The following is a 21,121-nucleotide window of genomic DNA, read 5'->3' on the forward strand; positions in this document are numbered from 1 at the left end:
TCAGCTCGGTACGTACACACCTGAGCGAAGTACATCCAGGATTGGACTACGACCGGGACCAAATCTTACTCATGGCCTACTGACCGCCGGGAGACGGACTCGAGGAACGCTCGCGCCGCGATGCCGGTCCGCCCGTACATCGGCTTCTGAGGAAGGCGGAGCGGTAGCGACCCGGAAGGTTGTTTCACGAGTCCGCGGAGTGTGGGATCCGGCATCTAACAAAAAGCGCGGTCCATCACGTTCCGAGCCATAGTGGGGCCCAAAGCCAGAATGGGCGTCGAGCGATGTCTGTCACAGCGACCTCGTCCTGGCCTTCAAACGAATCTCCTTCTGGAACCTGCAGACATAACTGCCTCATCCAGTGGGACCAAAGGCGCGTCGGTAAGTGGCTGAAGAGCGCTAATCCGATATCGAAGCGATCCATGAGTTTTTTCAATGAAAGTTCGAAACCAATAAGACGTCGCATCATCCCAGCGATACAGCGACATCAAATTCAGGAGTCTTAATGTCAGTCAACACGCCCACCAGCGCCCGAATGAAATCGGTACTCTTTTCGAGTTTTATGGGAAGCGCAATCGAATTCTACGATTTCCTGCTCTACGGCCTGGCCGCCAGCGTGGTGTTTGCCCCTCTCTACTTCGCAAACCTGTCTCCGGCAATGGGGATGATCGCATCCTTCGCGACGTTGGCCGTTGGATATCTGGCCAGGCCGCTGGGCGGACTGATCTTCGGCCCGTTCGGAGACCGCCTCGGACGAAAGAAGATGCTCGTCCTGACGATGCTCATGATGGGTGGTGCGAGCTTCTGCATCGGGCTGATCCCGACCCAGGCGGCCATAGGTCAGCTGGCACCCCTGCTGCTGATCGTCCTGCGCGTGATCCAGGGTATAGCCGTCGGTGGCGAGTGGGGCGGAGCAGCACTGATGGCTATGGAGCATTCAACGCGGGAACGCCGAGGCTTTTCCGCCAGTTTCGCCAACATGGGTGGCCCCGCGGGTGCCGCCTTGGCAACTGCCGTGTTCAGCCTGTGCAGCATGATGCCCGACGAAGCGTTCATGAGCTGGGGCTGGCGGGTGCCGTTCCTCCTCAGCGCAGCCCTTGTCGCCATTGGGCTGTTCGTTCGCCTCAAGGTCGCCGAATCACCGGTCTTCCTTGAAGCTCAGCGACAGGCAGCCTCGTCTCACGCGCGTCGGCGAAACCCGATCCTCGAGGTGGTCACCAAGTATCCGCGCGCCGTCATCATCGCTTGCCTGGCAACAATCATGGCCTTCGCCGTCCAGTCCCTGCTGGCCACCTTTGCCGTGCCGTACGCCGTCGCTTCAGGCCACAGCCGCTCCGAAGTCCTATGGATCAGCCTCGCGACCCAGGTGATCCATGTATTCACGATCCCGATGTTCGCAGCCCTCTCTGACAGGATCGGCCGTCGCAAGGTCATGGTGGCCGGCGTGATCGGCATGACCCTCATGATTCACCCCATCTGGCTAATGGTCGCCTCAGATAACCTCCTGCTGCTCTTCCTGGCATTCCTGATTGGCAACCCCGTGCTCCAAGCTATGGTTTACGGGCCCACCGCCGCATACATCTCTGAAATGTTCGGCGCCGAATCCCGCTACACCGGTGCCTCCTTGGCCTACCAATTGTCCTCGACTCTGGGCGGCGGTCTCGTCCCTCTCGCGGCCACCGCCCTGCTGGCAGCCCGCGGCGGAAACGACCCGGTATACGTCTCCGCCTTGGTCATGGCCATCGGACTGGTCAGCCTCCTCGCACTGTTCGCGCCTGCTCGTGGCTACAAGGACAAGACGCAAGAAGGGGCCAAGGCCGCGGTATCCGTGGAGTCGTGACAGGGCAGAGCGTCCCCCGCTGAAACTACGCCGGGGACGCTCTGCCAACAATTTAGACGCCTAAGACTCCACTGCCGAGACACGGTCAGGGGAGTGTGGCGGCGAGGGCAGCCGTTGCGTCGAGGTTCGGGGAAATGGGCCCTAAATGCGGGCCGGATCTGCACACGCCTGCTGGCAGATGCCTGAGTTGATGAGAGGATCTGATGATCTACGAACATGCTGACCTCCGGATAAATCCAGAAACCGAAACCGGGTTCCTCGTGGACTTTGCGGCTGTCAGGCGTTTGTTGCTCGAGGCAGAAGGATGCCTTTCCGTTGAGCTGTTGGTAAGTGTCGACACTCCAGCCGCGTATCTGCTTCGGGTGGGTTGGGAAAGAATTGAAGACCATACAGACACTTTTCCTGGCACCCTCCAAGCCAACGAACTGGGCAGAGTGCTGATGGCGCACTGCGCAACTCGACCGAACGTCATCCATTACAACGGTCAGGAAGTATAGTCACGGGAGTCGAATCCCTTGGTGGGCCATGAACCAGCCTAGATGATCGGGCTCGTCCCACACATCCATTTTTTGAATGCTCAATATTGCACCGCACTAATGCCATCCCGATCCGATGAGGGCATGGGGCAGCGCCCGGCATATCGAGAACGTATGGTAACGAGCGATAATTCGTATTTGTGTGATAGTTCGAAAGGGCTCAAGCTAAACCTAGTCTCGTTTGGAGAAGCTCCGGACGCAGTTTTAGTCCTGTGTTACCTGTTCCTTACCGAGGACGGGTCCCGGCTACGCTGCGAGACAAAACAATCCGCCCCGCTCAATGAGGAGTACCAAATGGGCAAGATCGGCATCTATCTCGAAAGAATCCTGCACCTGCGGCGAGTTCCGCCGAACAGCCCATATCCGCCCTCGCCACACTTTCACCCGTATGGGGCGTCTCTGCACCTGATGGCGTACCCATGGGTGGGATTGCACATCGAGGAAAGTGGTTAGCCTGGCCTGAGGACTGCAACAGTCGGGCGATGCCCAGCAGGGCAGGATTGTTTACCCCGCCCTAATCCGGCCGACGACCCAGGACGCGATTTGGGTGCGTGAGGTGAAGCCCAGCTTGGCCAACATCCGCTCGATGTGTCGACCGATTGTCCTGTGCGAGAGCACTAGCTCGGCGGCGATTTCCCTATTGCTCCGCCCTTGGGCAACGAGGGCCGCAACCTGCTCTTCCCGTTCGGTAAGTTGCGGGCCCCCGTGCTGGCTGTAAGGATCCACAAGCACCGATTTGACTGTACAGTGGGCTGCAGAATTTTTGTGACCCGCGGAGCCTTCTGCCTGCGGTGCTACATACGCGGCGCGCGCCGAGTTCAACGCGACCTCCACGGCCTGATCCATTGATAGCGCGGGCCGGCCGTCGAGGATGGACAGGTACCGGGCTTCCCCGAGTTCGTTCCGTACCTGGGCCGCAGTCTGCTCGAAGTCGGTTTCAAGAGGACCAAATGCAGAAATTGTGGTGCCAATTCCTTTCCATACCGACTGTGCCGCGTGAAAAAGAATTGCCGCTGATTCATAGCGCCCGTTCGAGGCAGCGGTCCATGACATCTGCTCGATGGTCAGTGCAATGCAGAGCCCGTCATGGAAGTCGCCTTGAATTTCCAGCGCGGCGATCTGGGAGCAGCGGGCCTCATCGAGTTGGCCCAGGTGCCACTGGCAGAGGCCCATGACTGCGTGCCCGTAAGCCTGGCTCCACCGCTCGCCTCGTTTGCCGCTTTCAGCCAGGACCTCCCGGCACGTTGCGAGGGCGTCCTCTATCCGGCCGGCGTACATTTGCGCCCAGGCCAAAAGGAAAAGCGCGGTAAGTTCTGATGCACTATCCCCTTCCCGGTGATGGACGGCAGCAGCGTTACGAAAGAGATCAATGGCGTGCTCAAGTCGTCCCCCGAAGACTTCTCTGAGAGCTTCCCAATGATCAACATGAGCAGCCAGCACCTGATGGTCCAGGTCACGAGCGATAACGCGGCACTCCCCAAGATATTGTTGCGCCGCTTCACCGTCCCCCTGAAGCAGGGATACCCAGGCGGCTACCCACAGCGCAGCCCCACGTTCCGGTGTGCAGTGCGTGTCCAGGCTCAGCATTCGGTCGAGCCATCGGCGGCCATCGCTGAGGTTGCCGCCGGCGATCCAGTGGTACCTGAGCAGAGCCGCAAGATTCATCCCTGCTAGTTCCTCTCCCGGCGTGGTCGCTGACCATTCCAGCGCTGAGAGGATATTCGTATGATCGCGCCTGGCCGCGGCGAGGCGGGTTGCCTGGTCCGGCCCGCACCAGAGCGCTACCGTTTCAGACGCCTTGCCGAGGTAGTGGTCGCGCTGGCGACGACGCAAGTCAGAAGATTCTCCGATGCTTTCAAGCAGGTTTGCACCGTACTCCCGGAAGGTCATCAGCTGGCGGTACCGTCTGCGCTGATCGCCAGCAACGGGTCCGTCAATGACGATTTCTGCAACGACCAGGGACTTCGCGACGAGATGATCCAACAGGTCAAGAACATCCCGTTTGTTGAGCTGGCCGAAACCGCAAACCTCCTCCACGGCCTCGACATCGAAGCCGGCCGGAAAGACTGCAAGCCTGGCCCACAACAGCTGCTCGTCCCGCGTGCAGAGTTCATAGCTCCAATCGATGAGCGCCCTCAGCGTTTGCTGCCGAGGAATCGCTGCCCGGCTTCCGCCCGTGAGGATATCGAAACGCCGGTCCAACCGTTCCACAAGCTGAACAACCGATAAGGAGCGCAGCCGCGCGGCAGCAAGTTCGATTGCGAGCGGGATTCCGTCGAGCATTTGGCATAGCCGGGCTACGGCGAGCCGGTTGCCGTCAGTGATTTCAAACCCGGCGTCCACACTTTGGGCCCGATCCACCAGCAACCGAACAGATTCAAAGGCCTCAATCGCACCCGCATGCCCGTTTGACACAACGGGGGCACTGAGGGGCGGTACTTGGTAAACCTGCTCGCCAAAGATCCTCAAGGGTTCCCTGCTCGTTGCAATGACACGCAATTCTGGTGCAAAGTCCAAAAGCATGACTGCCAGGGCTGATACTGCATCCAGAAGATGTTCGCAGTTGTCGAGGACCAGAAGCAGCTGTCGCTCCTGGACGTAGTCCGAAATCCTCTCCGTTGGAGAGCGGCTTGACTGGTCGGGGAGTCGGAGGGCGGCGGCGATCTGGGAACCGACCAAGGCGCTGTCATCCAGAGCCGCGAGTTCAACGGTCCACACTCCGTCGCGAAAGGCCTTCCGTGTCCGTGAGGACAGCTCCGCAGCGAGGCGGGTCTTGCCGACGCCGCCGGGACCGGCAAGGGTTAGGAGGCGGGAGCGTGACATCAGCTCGCGCGCATCGGCAAGTTCTCGCCGTCGTCCAATAAAGCTCGTCAGGTTATGGCCCCCTGTGGATCGAAAAACTACTGCTTCGGTGCCCATAACCCTCCTGTGATGCAGAAAACAATACACGTAGCGGGTTGGGTCATCTGACCCGTTTTAGATCCGGTCCAGGGGACCAGACTGGGTGCAGTCAGAACGATACTTTGAAGCAAGCGGAAGGCCAGGCGCGATGAGGCGCAGAGTAGCAGCGACAACCACGTGCCGGCGTGGCGCCGGCGGGACCCGTGCGGACAATTGCCCCGCAGCCCGCATTTCTGATTCGGGCCAAGGTTGCAGCGATTCCTTTGCTGTTTCGGATCACTGGACCGCGAAGGATCTCTGGCCAGACTGCCTTGATGCACAAGCCAGCGGATCATCTGCGATCTTCCCCGCTGAGGACAGCAATTCTTAACACCAGCCCAGGCTTCTTTGGCATATCTGCCCTTCACCTAAAGGAGGACAGGTCGAAATTGTGTTTCGCCGCCAAGATTTTTGGGGTCCATCCATCAACACATCCCACTACGAAAGAGGCACCATGACAGCGACGTCGCTCGCCGAATTGTCAGATATCAATGTTCCGAATGCTGGGTTGGTGGCTCGTGCCACTGATTTGGTGCCGTTGATCCGGGAGTTCGCCGGGCAGGGTTCTGAAGCCCGGCGCGTGGCTCCGGAGGTGGTGTCGGCCTTGGAAGGTGCAGGGCTGTTCCGGATGCTGGTTCCTAAGCGATACGGCGGTATGGGTGCTTCGTTGCGTACTGCTGTGGAGGTAACGAAGGAAATTTCCCGCGGGGATGGTTCCACCGGGTGGGTTACGACGCTGATGATGGTCGGGACCGGTTTCGCCTCGACCTTTTCCCGGCAGGCCCAGGAGGATGTGTTCGGGAGCAATCCGTTGGCGAAGGTGGCCGGCACGTTCAGCCCGGGCAGCAAGAGTGAGCGGGTTGAAGGGGGCTATCTGATCAGTGGCAGGTGGCCGTATTCCTCCGGTTCCTTTGCTGCTGATTGGGCAACGCTTGGTGTCCTGCTTGACGGTGATGACCCGATGGCGCTGGCCCTCGTCCCGGCTGAGGCGTGGAGCATCGAGCCGACTTGGTTCGTCGCCGGGATGAAGGGCACCGGCAGCGACACGATCGTGGTCGAAAATCATTTTGTGCCCGAGCATCGCGTACAACGCCTCAGCAACATGCTGAGCTCAAATTTCCTCACCCCGTTCAAAGACGACCGCATGGCCAACGTTGCCTTCAATGCCGTCGCAGCCGCAATCCTCATTGCCCCGCAGATCGGCCTGGCCCGGCATGCGCTGGAAATCACCTTGGCGAAGCTGCCCGGCAAACCGGTCGCTTACACCATGTACGACAACGCCAAGAATTCACCCACCCACCAGCTCGCCGTGGCTAAGGCAGCCACGAACCTGCACATCTCAGAACTGCTGTTGAACCGGATGTGCCTGGACATCGACACGGCAGCCGACGCCGGCAAGCAGCTTGACCTGCCCACCCGGGCCCGGATCCGCAACGACACCGGCATCATCGCTGAACTGATCGGGCATGCCATCGATGCGCTGATGACCGCCAACGGTGCCGGCTCGTTCGCCGAGGCCAACGTGCTGAACCAGATCTGGCGCGACTCCGAAATCGCCGCCCGGCACGCCTTCGTCACCCCAGAAATCGGCAAAGAAGCCTACGGCCGGGTCCTGATGGGCCTAGAGCCAACCATCAACCTCTAAGGCAGGGCCAAAATGTCCACCCCCACGATCCCCCCAACACCGGCTGAGGACCCGGCACGAACTTACCGGCACGTCCTCGGACATGTCCCAACCAGCGTCGCGGTCGTCACCGCCGGCACCAGGTCCGGGCCTGTCGGAATGACCGTAGGCTCCTTCACTTCGGTCTCGCTGGAACCGCCCCTGGTGGCCTTCTTCGTTGACAAGGCCTCCAAAACATGGCCCCGCCTCTATGAAGCCAGCCACTTTGGCGTCAACATCCTCGGCCAGGACCAAACGGCGCTCTGCAAAGCATTCTCCCGCCGCTCCGAAGACCGCTTCGATGAAGTCGACTGGACCCCCTCGGACCGCGGAGTCCCATTACTGAACGACGCCATCGTCACCCTTGAATGCACCCGCTACAAAATCGATCTCATCGGCGACCACTACCAAGTCGTCGGACGCGTCGAATCCCTTGAACTACGCGCCACCAACCCACCCCTGATCTTCCTCCAAGGCAACTTCCTCAACCTCACGGTTTAGCGGCATGGACGGCGCCGGGAGGATACCTCCGCACGAATATGAAACAACGGGCCGGGCAAAGGCGCGGCCAGCAAGCCAATCGGCTCTAGCACGGGGTATCCAAATGAACATGCTAGTTGGATCTGACAAGCCGCGAAGCCGGAGAAAGCATCGCCCAGAAACGGCATCACCAAATCGATGGTGGACGATTTCACCGCTTTCATCCACCACGTATCAACGGATGTGACCCTGACCGAACCACAAGGGCACCAGCCCAGCGACGCGCTGTCGACCCCGAGGTCTAGCCCGAAACGCTGGCCACTCTGTCCGACACGTATGCGGGAGAAACCTTCTGGGACCCGCTCGGCTGACACCGAGTTCACTTGCAAGACGGTTCCCGCCAAAGAGGCCGGGAACAAACACCAGAAAGGAGGCCCCGAATTGGGCCGTATCATCATCAGTGGGGCATCAGGGGATCTTGGCCGCAGAGTCACAAAAATACTTCTTGCGGCTGACCCGGACATCGAATTAACACTTGTATCGCGCACACCAGAAAAGCTCTACAAGCACAAAACACATGGCATCCGCGTGATGCGCGGCGACTACCAGGAACCCGACTCCCTCAACGCTGCTTACACTGGCGGGGAAGTCCTCTTCCTCATCAGCGGCCTTAATCTTGGCCACCGAGTATCCGAAACGCGAAACGCAATCGCCGCAGCCAAACATGCTGGGATCCGCCACATCGTGTACACCTCGGTCGGGGGCATACACCCCAACAACCCCGCTCTTTCAGCCAGGGATCACTACCAGAGTGAACTGGATCTCAGGGCTTCCGGCTTGGACTACACATTCCTCCGTAACGCGCTCTACTCCGAGATCATCAGCAACGTCCTAGTTGCTCCTGCCACATCCAGCGGTGACATCTCACAGGCAACAGCCAAAGGGCGCTTGGCACCGGCGGCTAAAGCCGACGTCGCCCGCAGCGCTGCCACGGTCCTGCTTGAGTCCGCGAAGCATGTTGGTGCCGTCTATGAAATCACCGGACCTGAACTGTTGACCTTTGAAGAAATCGCGTACATCGGCTCGGAGGTGCATGACACTCCCATCAAGTACGTACCAATATCAGCTGATGAGCGCCTCGCCTTTTTTGACTCCATTGGTATTCCAAGGACGTACGACCCAAGCATGCCGCCAAGCGCCGATGGGCACATGTGGGCAAGCGATGAGTTGGTCACTGCCGAAGTCGCAATAGCTGAGGGTTACCAGACGGTCCTCTCCGGCCACGTGAAGCTGATAACAGGGCGTGATCCCGAATGCCTCCGGTCCGTGATGGAAAGCGTCAAGTCCGTTCGCTATGACCAGATCCCAGCAGAGGTTTCATAAGGACCATCAATAGGGACCTTGTGCGGAACGACGGCCTCGCTCCAAGCAAATTAGGGGCGAAGCCGTCTCCGTGCTCGTAACCAGGCTTGGGTTTGATCGAGCACTTTAGATATTTCGGCGCGCAGCTGGACTGTCAGGAGCCCAACCACAACATTCCATTGTGATGTGCTGTATACCGCTGTGAGATTCCACGCTATTTGAACCTGTTCCGATTTACATGAACAATCGTCCCGTTCTAGTTGAACCAGCGACTGATTCTGTGTGGTCGGAGGCTACTTGGCGGTTTGAACACCAGTTGGCGAAATGGGACTAGACGTTTGGCGAAGACCGGTTTAGTTGGCGGTACGGACGCTCGGGCTTAGTAGCAAGACTCGCAACTAAGCCCGAGTTTCTACGGGACTTTTCCCTGCCTTGCCCCCTCTTTAGTTGCCTTCACGGTCGAAGCCTGATGGCAGCGTTTGCGGGGGAGCGAATGCAGTTCGAGTCCCACCTCGGGCACAGCATTCCCCCTCGTCAGAGGGGGTTTTTGCTTTAACGTGTGTACATTGACCCTGCTCGGGTCCCTCTGACGCTTGTCGCGGCCTGAAGCCTGGCTGCCGCGTGGCCTATGAAGTTGTGTGGGTGGCGGGTCAAGTGCCCTGGCTGTGAGCCCTCTGCCTGCTGGGATCTGGGGTCATTCGGGGCTCCTCTCTGGCTTGTTCTGGCGGCCGTGGTTGGTCTTGTACCAATTCATGCCTGGGGGTTGTGGGGGTGACATGACCTGAGGGAGATTTCTTCCAAATTTTCGCCTCGACTAACCCTTCGGCTACCTGCCTGACGCCAAGCTGGTGTGTATCTAACCCTGACAGGGCGTGCTGCATATGTGCGGCATGAGTAATCGGTTATGTCGAACTCCTAAAAGGCCTCATGGTCCTCGGTGGACGAAGGGAATCATCGTGGTGAGCAGCCTTCTTACGCTTAGATCGTGGAAATGCAGCGCCGGTTTTACTGTGGTCGTTTCCGGAGGAGAAGCACCGCCAGGTCGCGAACTACGGCTTCGATGGAAGCCCTACGGCTTGCATGCTTCGCGCCGGCGGGCTTTTCGTGGCGTGCTGGTACCGGTGTTTGTTCGCCGGTTGGCTGAGGAATCCGGCCTACATCGGTATGGATGGGGTAGTAAAAGATGAGGTCGGTGCTCCGTCGACGGAATAGGATCTCGGGTGGCAGCGTGGGCTCCAAATGTTCTGGGCCGTCGTGGCAGTGTTGGACCGCACACGGGTACATCACGCCCAAGAGGGCCACGCTGTATTCCTGGGCACGATAGTGCTGCGCCGGCCAGTGGGTCGTGGAGACGTAGCTTGCGCCACTGCGCAATGCTCCCTTCCTGGCAAAGGCCCTCATTGTGTTCCTTTCTGACATCACGATTGTTCAGCTGTCCCTGACCGTGGGTTGACATGGCGAGTGGAGCGAACAGGCTTTGGGAAATCTCTTCGGATGCCTTGGAGTTCCAATGCCGGCGGGCTCGTCCTCATTTTTCACCCGTTTGGCCCCGTCACCTCGCAGCTCCGGCGTCCGTGCCCAAGACGGCGCTGCTGGCGGCATGGTTCCTCATACGGTCCGCCAGCACTTTGCTCTGGAACGTCAGAGTTCTTTGAGAACCGTTGCCAGGCGCGCGTGCCCTACCTCAATCCTTTCTGGGGTTTGCGATTCGCAGCAAAGTCGAAGTGCATTGCCGAAACTTCCGGAAACCGAGAAGGCGCGACCCGGGATGAAGGCTACGCCTTGGCACCTGCAACCTCGAACGGTTTTGAAGTGTCAATCGCGTTGTTGAAGGTGACCCATAGGAAGAAGCTGCCCTCTGGACTGGTCCACGTGGCTAGTGCGGTCGGCCCAGGGAATGTTAATGGCGGAGACTCAAGGCGTTGACATGTCATCCTCTTTTCTTGTGGCGGCTATTGCGCTGTGTATCCGCCGTCTATGGGCAACGAGGTGCCGGTGATGTAGGAGGCTTCATCCGAGGCCAGATATGCCACGGCTCCGGCCACGTCGCTTGGAAGTGCAAGCCGTTTAAGGGGGATTTGGTCAACAACCCTTGCTTCGGCCGCTGCTGGATCTGCATGCGTTTCCAGCCACTCGTCGTACAGCGGTGTCTTTGTCATGCCTGGGGCAACGGCGTTTACTCGGATGTTGTAGGGGGATAGGTCCACGGCTGCAGCCTTCGTCAGCGCCAGCATTGCTCCCTTGCTGGCGCTGTAAATCCCCATGGTGGGCACTCCGATTGAGGCCAAACGTGAAGTGATGTTGATGATCGATCCGCCAGTGTCCTGCATGGTTCGGGCGGCCGCTTGCAGAAGGCGGATGGCAGCGAAAGTGTTGACTTCGAAGACTTCTCGGATCTCCTTGTCGGGAACTAACAGAAGATCTCCCGTGTGATCGACCGCGGCGTTGTTGACCAGCACGTCGAGTCGACCAAAGCGTGAAACTGCTGCGGAGGTGAGGGCATTGCCTGATTCTTCGTCTTTGATGTCCGTGGAATAGAAGTGCAGATGGGAACCGAGTGCCGCTTCAAGTCGTTGCCCTCGCTCGATTGACCGCCCGGTTGCTAGCACCTGGGCACCTTCGGCTACCAGTCTGCGGGCGATTGTTTCCCCGATACCGGAAGTAGCGCCTGTGACCAACGCGACTTTGCCCGCGAGACGGGCGTTGGAAGTTGATTGCGATAGCACTTTGAATCCTCTCGTAGGCACATTTCTTGCGTGCCAGATGTCTTCGCCTCCGCTTTCCAAACATTCCCTATCGTTTGGTGCTCTACCGGGGTACAGGTTTTGATTCCTTAGATGCGAGGGCCGCAGTTGACTGCTACGAGTACGCGCGCACTGTCGACTGTGTTTGGAGTGGGCAGGCTGGTCCCTACTCACCGTCAGGAGGAGGCCGTGTTTGTATCGCTGCGGGCAATTTCCAGTGCCTGGTCGGCCAGTGTCAGGTGTTCGGGAGGAATGGCCGCCACCAGGGCGCCGAAGTTGTCTGCGTTGCGCCCGTCCTCGGGGACAAAGACGCGTACCACTTTGGTTTCGCCTACCTGCTGCCCAGGTTTCGCTGGAACCCGAGGCCACGTCCGGTGAGAATAACCACTCCTTTATTACACGGTGCCGATAAGGGCCCATATGTCGGGGAAAGGGGGAGGACCGCTAGGAGTGTCAGGTTGCGTCTGAGCCTTTGTGGTTCGTTGTCAGGAGAAGGAATCGAACCCTGAAGTACAGGGGCAGGCAACCAGCAGAGTGGGAAACCGGGATTTGCAGCAGTCGGTTTGGCTCTGTGATGGGCAGCGGAAGGCCGGCAATTGGGTGCACAGCCACCGGGCGGCGGTTTGCTTCGGCGTCAGATTCGGATTACCCGTGGAGGTGATTTTTTTCCTTTGACCTTTATTTAGTGGGGATTGCTGAGGACCTGCGCTCCGAGGGGTCGCCTCAATCAGCTGGTGTATTCCAGGATGCTGATCAATTGCCTGAAGCCGGCGGCGTGTGCCCGGCTGAGTTCGAGTGCAACCGGTTGCGGATAAGAGGAGAACTTCGCTATTACCGTGTCGCTGACGGGGTCAATCCAAATGAATTGGCCGTGGATGCCTGCAGCGTAGACCGTGCCTCGGCTATCTCCGGGGACCCACCATTGGTTCCGGTAGGAGCCGTTGGGGTGGACTTGCTGGTAGGCGGTTCCTCTGGCCAGTTGTGGGTCTCCGCCCCGCATCGTGTCGTTGATCCACCATGATGGGACGACCTGTTGCCCGTTGGCTTTCCCCTCGTCCAGCATGAGCTGTCCGATTTTGGCCAAGTCTCGTGCGGTGCAAGCGATTCCTCCGTTCGCAAATGCGAAACCACCGGAATCGGTGGTAATCAGTGCATCATCGAGTGTCCCAAGCTGGGACCACAGTTCGTCGGAGACGACTTCGGCGTATCGCTTTCCGCTGACGTTCTCGATGATCCATGCCAGCACGTCTGTACCGGCTGAGCAGTACTGGAATGATCGGCCGTGTTCTCCGGCAGCTTTGAGGAGCGTGAGGAATTCGTAAGTGTCCTCTGGGTCTGTTTCGAGCTTGGGGCGCCAGCCGGCGATCCTATCCTGCTGCTGGACTTCAGCGGCCGCATCCAGGTAGTTCTCGCTGTAGCGGACTGCGGCGGTCATGTCGAGTACTTGGCGGACCGTCGCGTTCCCGTAGGCGCTTCCCTTCAGCGGCGGGACGTAGTGGTGGACAGGCTGTTGCGGGTCTATGAGTCCCCGGCCCACCAAAATACCCATGGTAAGCGCGCAGACGGATTTGGAAACAGACATCAGGACGTGCCGGTCGTGCGGCTGGAAAGAGCCAAAATAGCGTTCCAGGACCAGTTTCCCGTGTTGAAGTACGACGATGGCATCTGTGTGCGTGGATTCCAGGAACTCCTCAACGCTGTGCCGCCTCTCCGCGTGTTCCGGTGTGGCTGACTCACTTCCAGTGGAGGGCCCGGATGCTCTGCCTCGACGGATCGTTGCGGTAGTGATGAGCTCACTGATGTGAACGAAGCCCCAGCGATTGAATGGGCTTTCCTGCCAGTTTTCCAGGGTGACGTGCTCATTGAAGTCCTGGCCGGCATAGCGGTCAACCTTGCCGGGGCTGGTCAGAAGGGAACCATTTGCTGTTGTCTCTAGCATGTTTAGTCGCTGCCTTGCGTGGTAAGGGTGGGGAGGGCGTGGGAGTCTGCCAATTCGGGCCGGGCGCGCCCTGGGGCTGCCTCGAGGAGTCTGCGGGTGTAGTCGTGCTGTGGATCGGTGAAGATCCGTTCGGCTGGTCCACTTTCTACGATCTTTCCGGTCTTCATGACAGCCACCTCATCGCTGAGATAGCGGACGACGTCCAGGTCGTGGGAGATGAGCAGATATGTGAGCCCTTTTTGTTGCTGCAGGTCCTGGAGCAGGTTCAGAATCTGGGCCTGGACGGAAACATCAAGGGCGCTGGTGGGTTCGTCCAGGATCAGGAGACGGGGCGAGGTGGCCAGGGCGCGTGCTATGCCGACGCGTTGGCACTGTCCTCCGGAGAGCTGGTGCGGGAGCCGATGGGCGTGCCCGGCTCCCAGCCCGACCTCGTCCAGCAGATTGTTTATTCTTGTTTGGAGGGCCTGCCCTTTCAGGGCAGTGTGGGCCAGAAGTGGCTCTGCCACTGAAGCGCCGATAGTCATACGTGGATTCAATGATGCCACTGGATTCTGAAGTACTATTCCCATCCGGGAACGGATGGTCCGCAGTGCCTTGGGTCCGAGTTTGCCGAGGTCATGTCCTTCAAATATGGCTCGCCCGGATGTTGGGCGCATCAGCTGCATGGCGCAGCGGGCGAGGGTACTTTTGCCGGAGCCGGATTCTCCGACAAGGCCGTAGACCGTACCTTCCTTGATGCTAAGGGAGACGTCGTCGACTGCGGTGAAGACTCGTCTGTGGTGCGGGAACGTTTTGACGATTTTTTCGAGGGTGAGAACGTTGGTCATAGTTCGCCTTCCTGGAGGCAGGCGACTGCCTGGTGTGGCCCGGTCTCGGTGAGCAGCGGGTCGGTGAGCGAGCAGTCGGTGACTGCATGTGAGCAACGGTTTCTGAAGGCGCACCCGGTGAGGGATAGGAGGTTTCCCGGCACTGTTCCAGAAATAGCGTTCAGTCGCTGGCCGTGGGTTCGCCCTGCTGGGAGGGCGCCGAGGAGGCCGCGGGTATATGGGTGGCGTGGATTGTTCATGACCGCTTCCACAGGTCCGGTTTCGATCACCCTGCCTGCGTAAAGGACCGCCACCCGGTCACAGACATCGCGGATGATGCCAAGGTTGTGGCTGATGAGCAGCACACCGAACCCAAACTTGTGTCGGAGTTCGTCAATGAGGACCAAAATTTGCCGGGCAACAGTAACGTCAAGAGCCGTTGTGGGCTCATCCAGGATCAAAAGCCGGGGCTGGCGTAGCAGAGCCATGGCAATCATGGCCCGCTGCAGCATCCCGCCGGACAATTGGTGCGGATAGCTGCGGTAGACCCGTTCAGGGTCCGGAAGGCCGACCAGGCTTAGATGACGTATGATTTCAGCTTTGCCTTCGGCCCTCGAGATCTGCCGGTGCCGGGCCAGGACATCGCTGAGTTGGCGGCCAAGCGTGAAGACGGGGTTGAAGGCAGTTCCAGGGTTCTGGAATACGATGGCCACCGAGCCACCTGGTTCTGACGAGTCCTGTAAGGGATCGTTGCCGATGGTCACTTGCCCCGTGCGCCGTGCACCGCGTGGAAGGATCCCCAAGGCTGCGAGTCCTGTCAGGGACTTGCCGCACCCCGTTTCCCCCACCAGGCCGAGGATTTCACCAGCGGAAACATCGAGGTCGATCCCGCGGACGGGGCGGTTGGTAAGCTTTCCCCGGTCGGTGAATTCGACGTTGAGGTCGCGGATGCTAAGAACATGTGTCATCGCTTTACCTGCCTGGGGTCAAGGAGGTCGCGCAGCGAATCTCCGAGGAGGTTGAATCCCAGGACGGCCAGAAAGATGGCCAGCCCCGGAAAGGTGGCTATCCACCAGGAACTGAATATGAGCCCGCGCCCTTCGGCGACCATCAGGCCCCAGTCGGGCAGGGGCGGCTGAGTTCCAAGACCGATAAATGCCAGGGACCCGGCGGCCAGGATCACAGTGCCGATGTCGACGGTAGCTTGGACGAGGATGGGCGTCATGCAGTTGCGAAGTACATGGCGGCTGATGATGAGCAGCTGCGGAATGCCCATGGCGCGGGCTGCTTCGACATAGGAGCGTTCCCGAAGGGATTTTGCTTCCGCTCGTACAAGGCGCGCATACCAGGGCCACCAGCTGATGGCCAAGGCGATGCCGGCGTTGGTCAGGCTGGGCCCAAGGATCGCAACGGTCACCATGGCCAGGAGCAGAGGCGGGAAAGCCTGGAAGATCTCGGTCACACGCATCAAGGCTTCGTCGAGCCAGCCACCGCGATATCCGGCGACAGCGCCGAGGGGAATGCCGATGAGGGCCGCAGCCGCGACAACGACGGCAGAGATGGTCAGCGCCGGGTTCGCGCCCATGATGATGCGGCTGAGAACGTCACGACCGAGCTGATCGGTGCCGAGCCAGTTCAACGCGTTGGGAGCGAGGTTTCGGGCAGAGGCATTGGTCGCCCCCATGCCCTGATCAGGGAAAGGTGCCAGCCATTGCCCAAAAACAGCAAGGATTACAACAAGGACTATGATCATCGCGCCAACAGCGGCCAAACGGTCACGGCCCAGGGTCTGTTTAAGTAGTTTGATCGGTTTAAGGGTGGCCTGTTCTCCGGCCGGCCCGGAACCGGTCGGGGCGGAGATTTGGGTCGTGGGGCTCATGACATGCTCACTCTGGGGTCGATTCGGGATTGCAGGATGTCCACCAGAAGGTTGGCCAGCAGGTATGCTGTGGCGCCCATGAGCGTAATTGCAATGATGGCTGGGTAGTCCACTGCAAGCATGGAAGATGTAGCGAACTGCCCAATTCCTGGCCAGTTGAAGACAGCTTCGACGAAGAATGTTCCGGTCAGGGCGTAGGCGGCAGCCATTCCGGCAATAGACAGGACTGGTGGCAGAGCATTTTTCAGGGCCAGGCGCCAACGGATGGCGGTGTCCCTCAGACCGTAGGCCCTGGCGGTGAAGATGTAATCCTGGTTCATGACATCGAGCATGGCGGCCCTGGTCATTCGTGCAACGAGTCCGAGAGGATATGCGGCCAAGGTGAGGGCCGGCAGTATCACGTGCTGCAAACCATCGGTGAAGGCCACGCCGTTGCCGGTGATCATGCTGTCTAACAGGGGAAGCCCGGTCACGTGAGAGATGGGGTTGGAGTATTTGATGGAGTTGCTGAATTGCCCAGTGGCCGGAAGTATGCCCAGCCCCCCAACGAACAACAGTTGAAGGAGCAGTCCGAGCCAGAAGGCGGGCACGGAAATCCCTCCGATGGAGAGGAAACGGATTGCTCCGTCGATGAATCCGCCAGGACGGCGGGAGGCAACCACGCCCAAGATGACCCCTGCCGAAACAGCGAGAACCATGGCAAACCCGATGAGTTCCAATGTGGCTGGGAGGCGGGTGAACAGCTCATCCAACACGGGGCGTTTTGTGGCAAGAGACTGGCCCCAGTCCCCGGTGATCAGCTTTGCGACGTAGTCGAAGTACTGTTCGAGGATCGGACGGTTAAAGCCGAGGTGCTCCCGGACCCTGTCCAGCTCGGCTGGGGGCGCCTTCGGGCCGGCGTAGATGACGGCCGGGTCGCTGGGAACGATGCGGGCAAGGATGAAGACGATCGCGGTAAGCACGGCGAGAACCAGCACCGAGGTGATGAGCCGCCGGGCGACGAAACGCAACATGGTTCTCCTTTTCTTGATTGGTGTGGCGGGATGGGCGGGCAGGGCAAGGGCCCGGGCTTTGTTGGTGCAGCCCGGGCCCTGCCTGCGTCGTATCGTTTAGGCGGCGCGTTTGATGGGGGCGAAGAAGGCCGTGAACGGGTAATTTTCGTTGTAGGCGGGAACTTCCAACCCGGCCGGAACGACTGAGACTGTGCGGGCATCGTAGAGGAATGCGGCAGGTGCTTCCCTATAGAGGAGGTCCATGGCTTCCTTATAAAGGCCCTGGGCTGCGTCCCTGTCCGTTCCCGTCAAGGTTGCCGCCTTGTCCACCAATTTGTCGTACTCCGGGGACTTCCAATAGCTCAGGTTGAAGGATGGCTTTTCGCTGGAATGGAACAGCGTCGTGAGATTGTCGCTGCCGGCGTCGCTGTAAGTCGGCCAGTAGTTAAGTACAAAGATGTCCTGGGCGCTCTGAGGATCAGCCTTTGCGCTGTCCCATTGCTGGTTGAAAAGTTCGGCTTTCACGTCCAGCTTCACACCGATTTTGGCGAAGGCGTCCTTGATCAGCGGCACGAACCGCGCTTCCGCGGGATTCTCGGAGGCGTAGGTGAGTTTGAGGTTCATGCCGTCGGCATGACCAGCTGAGGCCAATAGTTGCTTGGCCTTTTCCAAGTCCTGGGAGTACTGCGGGACGTCCTGGCTGTAGGGGAAGATGCCGCTGGGAGCAGGGCCGTGGGACTGCGTGCCGTAGCCCTGCCCTCCGATGTCAATGATCTCTTTGTACGGAATCGCGTAGCTGAGCGCGCGGCGGACCTCCGGGTCGTTGAGTGGTGCGCGGCTGGTGTTAAACATGGCCAGGAAGTTGAACGGTGAGTTGAAGTCTTTCACCGTGAACTTCGGATCGCTGGCCAGGGTCTTGAGGTTTTCCAAGGGAATGTTGGTCGCGTAGTCCACCTCACCTGCGGTCAGCATCTGCTGGGCCGTGACTGCGTCCGGGGTGATAGAGATGTCGACAAAGTCGAAGTGCGATGCAGCCTTTTTGTTCCAGTAGCCGTCGTACTTCTTCAGCACGACCTTAGAGCCGGGCTTGTAGGAGCCGATGGTGTAGGGGCCGGAGCCCGCGTCGATTCCGGCCTCGAAGTACTTGTCATTCTTGGCGGATGCGGCCAGGGCCTTCGGGGCAACGATCCAGGCGCCGTAGGTCGAGGAGGCGACGAGGTCCATCGGCGCAGCGTACTTCAGCTGCAGCGTGACAGTGGAGTCGTCCGGGGCGGTAACGCTCTCCACCGGTGCCCAGATGAAGGATGCGGCTGCATGGTCCCTGGCAGCGTCGATGCTGGCTTTGACCGCCGCGGCATTGATCGGCTCGCCGTCGTGGAAGGTGGCTCCGGAGCGGATCTTGAATGTCCAGGATTTTCCGTCTGCACTGGCGCTCCAGGACTCGGCTATTGCCGGGGAATACGCTTCTGCGGAACCTGCAGGGTTCTTCCAAAGCAGGGGTTCGTATATGTTGCCCATGTAGAGGGCTTCGGTGGAAAACGAACGAACCGGATCCCACGTGGTAATGGCTGCAGATGCGGCCACAGAGAAAACGTCGGGGCCGGAAGAAGCTTTGGGTGCGGCAGGACTGCATCCCGCCGCGCTAAGGGCAACGACGGCGGCTGTGGCCGTGACAAGCACCGTCCGAGCCGGGTGTGGAAAAGAGAGTGCCAACAGAGACTCCTTGAAGAAGGGTGGGAAGTGTGACGAGTCTAACTAGGTGTACCTATACCTGGGAAATGCCTATCATGAGTAAAACTCATACCTTGGAGGCATAGTGGACTTGAGGCACTTGACGTATTTCCTGAGCATCGTTGATGAAGGATCAATCAATGCCGCTTCACGCTGTTTGCGGGTGGCCCAACCCTCTTTATCCCGGCAGCTTCGCTCCTTGGAGCAGGACCTCGGGCTCACCCTCTTCGATAGGTCAGGAGCAAAATTGTCGCTGACCGCGGCGGGCACTGCGTTTCTGCCCATCGCCAAGGACCTGGTCACCCGCGCCGCCCAGGCCAAATCATCCGCGCGGGCGATGGCCGGAGGTTCGGTGCAACGGCTTACGGTAGCGGCAGCCTCTGCCACCGTCGCCGACATCATCGCCCCTTTCATTGTCTCGCAGGGGCCCGATGGAGTCCTGACCAATGTTGTCGAGGCGACCCCTGAGTTTGTCTACTCGGCGTTGCAGGACGGTAAGGCTGACTTCGCTCTGGGAACAAAGCCCCCACCATCCGAGCTCAAATCGGTTGTAGTTGGCAGGGCGTTCCTTTGGGCCCAGTGCAACGCCAAACACCCTCTTGCCGGGAGGGAGAAAATCAGCCTCCAGGAACTCGTCCAATGGCCTCTCATAACCATGACCGCTGATTTTGGTGTCCGCACAATGTTCGATGATGCTGTCAGCACTGAGCGCCTCACCTACACGACCGGATTTGAAGTACGCTCGGCCGTGGTCGGCCAAGCCTTGGCAGCCGCCGGCAAAGGCATCTGCGTGCTCTCGGATGATCCGAATTTCGGGGTGCACGCCATGCCCATCACTCATCGGGGAAAGGACCTCGTGTTCACTCTTTTCGGTGTCTGGAATCCGCTGCATTTCGCCGCGCCTGCGATAAGGGAGTGCCTGCAGAACCTTTCACGTTTCACCTCGGAGCTGTACCCCGCCGCTCGAATATAGAGGGGATGCAATCCTCAACTCTCGGCCCTGGTGGTTGAGCGGCCTCTCGAACTCTGAGTGCTAAAAGCTCACGAGATTCGCGGGGCGTGGCTCCGGGGGCAGTGGCCATTGACAGGAGCTCTCGAAGCTACTTCCACTGCCTATAAAACGCCGATACTGGACCTTTCGTGAACCTGGGGGAGTGATCGAACCAGGCACTCTTCGCCCACGCAGGAGGATGGGTGCGAGAGCCTGGCTAGTCTTCCTTGACTTCTTTCAGGACCGCACGCGCAGCTGCCGCGTCGTGAAGCTCGGCAGGTACTTCTCCTGTTCTTCGATCCTGCGCCGGTACAAGTCGTGGGCGGCCTGTTTTGTGATCCCCAGCGATTCGCGGATCTGGGCCCACTTCGGTCCGGATACCGCGACATCCTTTGGGGTCAACGACCCCGAGGACTGCATCGCCGGAGCATACCGACGCACCGGGGTGCGCGCCCGATGAGTCGCGCCCGTCAACTTGCTTGTGTCCGCTGTTGCTCGGGGAGTCAGCTGAGCTGCAAGTTGTTGCCGGTCTTGGCTTTTACCATGTTCGTCGCGTAGCTGATCAGGAATTCGTACTCGTCTTCCGGCGTCAGGTCGCCGAGGAGTACATCCATTACGAGGCCGTCCTCGAGGGCTACGAAGCTCCGGGCCAAGAATCCGGCTGGCGCTGAGAGGGAGAAGGCATCCTCCTGCGCGCCTCGTTCCAGGATCCCTTTGTAGAGGTTCGTTTGACGCTCCACGAACGCCATCTGCTGCCGAGCGGCTGCCTTGTTGCGCAGATAAACTGGGATGAGTTCCACGAGAATCCGGGAAGCGGTTTCGCTTTCCCCGGGCCAAGGTACGCCTGAGTGGATGCAGGCCCTCAGTTGCGCTTCAGGGTCGCTTTCGGCTTGGATGCGGGCCTCCCGGCGGTCACAGTACTCCGTCACGCCTTGATGGAAGACCTCGCTGAAGAGCTCGTCGACGTCCCGGTAGTAGTACAGCACCGCAGCCGGGGTGACGCCGGCCTCGTTGGCAATGTCGGAAAGGCGGGCCGCTGATGACCCTCTGTCCAGCAGGACTCGTCCTGCTGCTGCTACGAGTTGATCCCGGCGGGCTGTCTGATTCCGTGGTCTTGCCATGCTCACCATGCTTTCACACTGGCCTCGAAGTGACCCTTGACACACCCAAGTTCGTTAATTATTCTTTAATTAATCTTTAGTTAATGAAATCTCCCAC

General features: G+C 59.5%; 17 protein-coding genes. 6 read left to right on the forward strand and 11 right to left on the reverse strand.

All coding sequences use genetic code 11. The annotated features are described in order from the left end of the window. Positions 1-505: 505 nt before the first annotated feature. A complete protein-coding gene (locus AC1DZV_RS00275; protein WP_476945601.1) occupies positions 506-1,840 on the forward strand; it encodes an MFS transporter in 1,335 nt (444 codons plus the stop codon). 203 nt (positions 1,841-2,043) lie between these two features. Further along, positions 2,044-2,337 carry an antibiotic biosynthesis monooxygenase family protein gene (locus AC1DZV_RS00280; protein ID WP_476869430.1) on the forward strand — a complete coding sequence of 98 codons (294 nt, stop codon included), beginning with the start codon at positions 2,044-2,046 and terminating at the stop codon, positions 2,335-2,337. 543 nt (positions 2,338-2,880) lie between these two features. Here AC1DZV_RS00280 and AC1DZV_RS00285 read toward each other — a convergent pair. Further along, complete coding sequence (locus tag AC1DZV_RS00285) at positions 2,881-5,295, reverse strand: ATP-binding protein (RefSeq protein ID WP_476952657.1); 2,415 nt, start codon at positions 5,293-5,295, stop codon at positions 2,881-2,883. Between the two features lie 475 nt (positions 5,296-5,770). Here AC1DZV_RS00285 and AC1DZV_RS00290 point away from each other — a divergent pair, with 475 nt between their 5' ends. The 3 genes from AC1DZV_RS00290 to AC1DZV_RS00300 all read left to right on the forward strand — a co-directional run bounded on the left by AC1DZV_RS00290 (position 5,771) and on the right by AC1DZV_RS00300 (position 8,842). Next, a complete protein-coding gene (locus AC1DZV_RS00290; protein ID WP_476952658.1) occupies positions 5,771-6,961 on the forward strand; it encodes an acyl-CoA dehydrogenase family protein in 1,191 nt (396 codons plus the stop codon). Positions 6,962-6,973: 12 nt separating this feature from the next. After that, positions 6,974-7,480 (forward strand): flavin reductase family protein, encoded by a 507-nt coding sequence (locus AC1DZV_RS00295; RefSeq protein ID WP_476945603.1) that lies wholly within the window; start codon positions 6,974-6,976, stop codon positions 7,478-7,480. A 420-nt stretch (positions 7,481-7,900) separates the two neighbouring features. Then, on the forward strand, positions 7,901-8,842 hold the full coding sequence (locus tag AC1DZV_RS00300) for an NAD(P)H-binding protein (RefSeq protein ID WP_476945604.1): 942 nt from the start codon (positions 7,901-7,903) through the stop codon (positions 8,840-8,842). 1,931 nt (positions 8,843-10,773) lie between these two features. Here the strand turns inward: AC1DZV_RS00300 and AC1DZV_RS00305 are convergent. From AC1DZV_RS00305 to AC1DZV_RS00340, 8 genes are all read right to left on the reverse strand, one after another. Continuing rightward, positions 10,774-11,547, reverse strand: coding sequence for an SDR family NAD(P)-dependent oxidoreductase (locus tag AC1DZV_RS00305; RefSeq protein WP_476952659.1), 774 nt, complete (start codon positions 11,545-11,547; stop codon positions 10,774-10,776). A 194-nt stretch (positions 11,548-11,741) separates the two neighbouring features. Further along, complete coding sequence (locus AC1DZV_RS00310; protein WP_476952660.1) at positions 11,742-11,885, reverse strand: hypothetical protein; 144 nt, start codon at positions 11,883-11,885, stop codon at positions 11,742-11,744. Between the two features lie 407 nt (positions 11,886-12,292). Continuing rightward, positions 12,293-13,504 (reverse strand): serine hydrolase domain-containing protein, encoded by a 1,212-nt coding sequence (locus tag AC1DZV_RS00315; protein WP_476945607.1) that lies wholly within the window; start codon positions 13,502-13,504, stop codon positions 12,293-12,295. Positions 13,505-13,506: 2 nt separating this feature from the next. After that, positions 13,507-14,331 (reverse strand): ABC transporter ATP-binding protein, encoded by an 825-nt coding sequence (locus AC1DZV_RS00320; RefSeq protein WP_476945608.1) that lies wholly within the window; start codon positions 14,329-14,331, stop codon positions 13,507-13,509. Further along, complete coding sequence (locus AC1DZV_RS00325; RefSeq protein ID WP_476952661.1) at positions 14,328-15,278, reverse strand: ABC transporter ATP-binding protein; 951 nt, start codon at positions 15,276-15,278, stop codon at positions 14,328-14,330. The genes AC1DZV_RS00320 and AC1DZV_RS00325 overlap by 4 nt, the downstream gene beginning before the upstream one ends. After that, positions 15,275-16,189 (reverse strand): ABC transporter permease, encoded by a 915-nt coding sequence (locus AC1DZV_RS00330; RefSeq protein WP_476945610.1) that lies wholly within the window; start codon positions 16,187-16,189, stop codon positions 15,275-15,277. Before AC1DZV_RS00330 ends, AC1DZV_RS00325 begins: the two co-directional genes overlap by 4 nt. Beyond that, on the reverse strand, positions 16,186-17,202 hold the full coding sequence (locus tag AC1DZV_RS00335; RefSeq protein ID WP_476945611.1) for an ABC transporter permease: 1,017 nt from the start codon (positions 17,200-17,202) through the stop codon (positions 16,186-16,188). Before AC1DZV_RS00335 ends, AC1DZV_RS00330 begins: the two co-directional genes overlap by 4 nt. A gap of 96 nt (positions 17,203-17,298) precedes the next feature. Continuing rightward, entirely contained in the window at positions 17,299-18,765 is a 1,467-nt protein-coding gene (locus AC1DZV_RS00340) for an ABC transporter substrate-binding protein (RefSeq protein WP_476952662.1), read from the reverse strand. Positions 18,766-19,012: 247 nt separating this feature from the next. On the opposite strand from AC1DZV_RS00340, the gene AC1DZV_RS00345 reads away from it, so the two are divergent. Continuing rightward, a complete protein-coding gene (locus tag AC1DZV_RS00345) occupies positions 19,013-19,885 on the forward strand; it encodes a LysR family transcriptional regulator (RefSeq protein WP_156945017.1) in 873 nt (290 codons plus the stop codon). 255 nt (positions 19,886-20,140) lie between these two features. Here the strand turns inward: AC1DZV_RS00345 and AC1DZV_RS00350 are convergent, their stop codons facing one another. Next, the gene (locus AC1DZV_RS00350; RefSeq protein WP_476952663.1) at positions 20,141-20,323 is read right to left on the reverse strand and encodes a hypothetical protein; all 183 of its coding nucleotides are present in this window, start codon (positions 20,321-20,323) and stop codon (positions 20,141-20,143) included. Between the two features lie 83 nt (positions 20,324-20,406). Beyond that, positions 20,407-21,024 carry a TetR/AcrR family transcriptional regulator gene (locus AC1DZV_RS00355; RefSeq protein WP_476952664.1) on the reverse strand — a complete coding sequence of 206 codons (618 nt, stop codon included), beginning with the start codon at positions 21,022-21,024 and terminating at the stop codon, positions 20,407-20,409. Positions 21,025-21,121: the final 97 nt, after the last annotated feature.

The sequence above is a fragment of the Arthrobacter sp. P1_D12 genome (genome assembly GCF_056406175.1).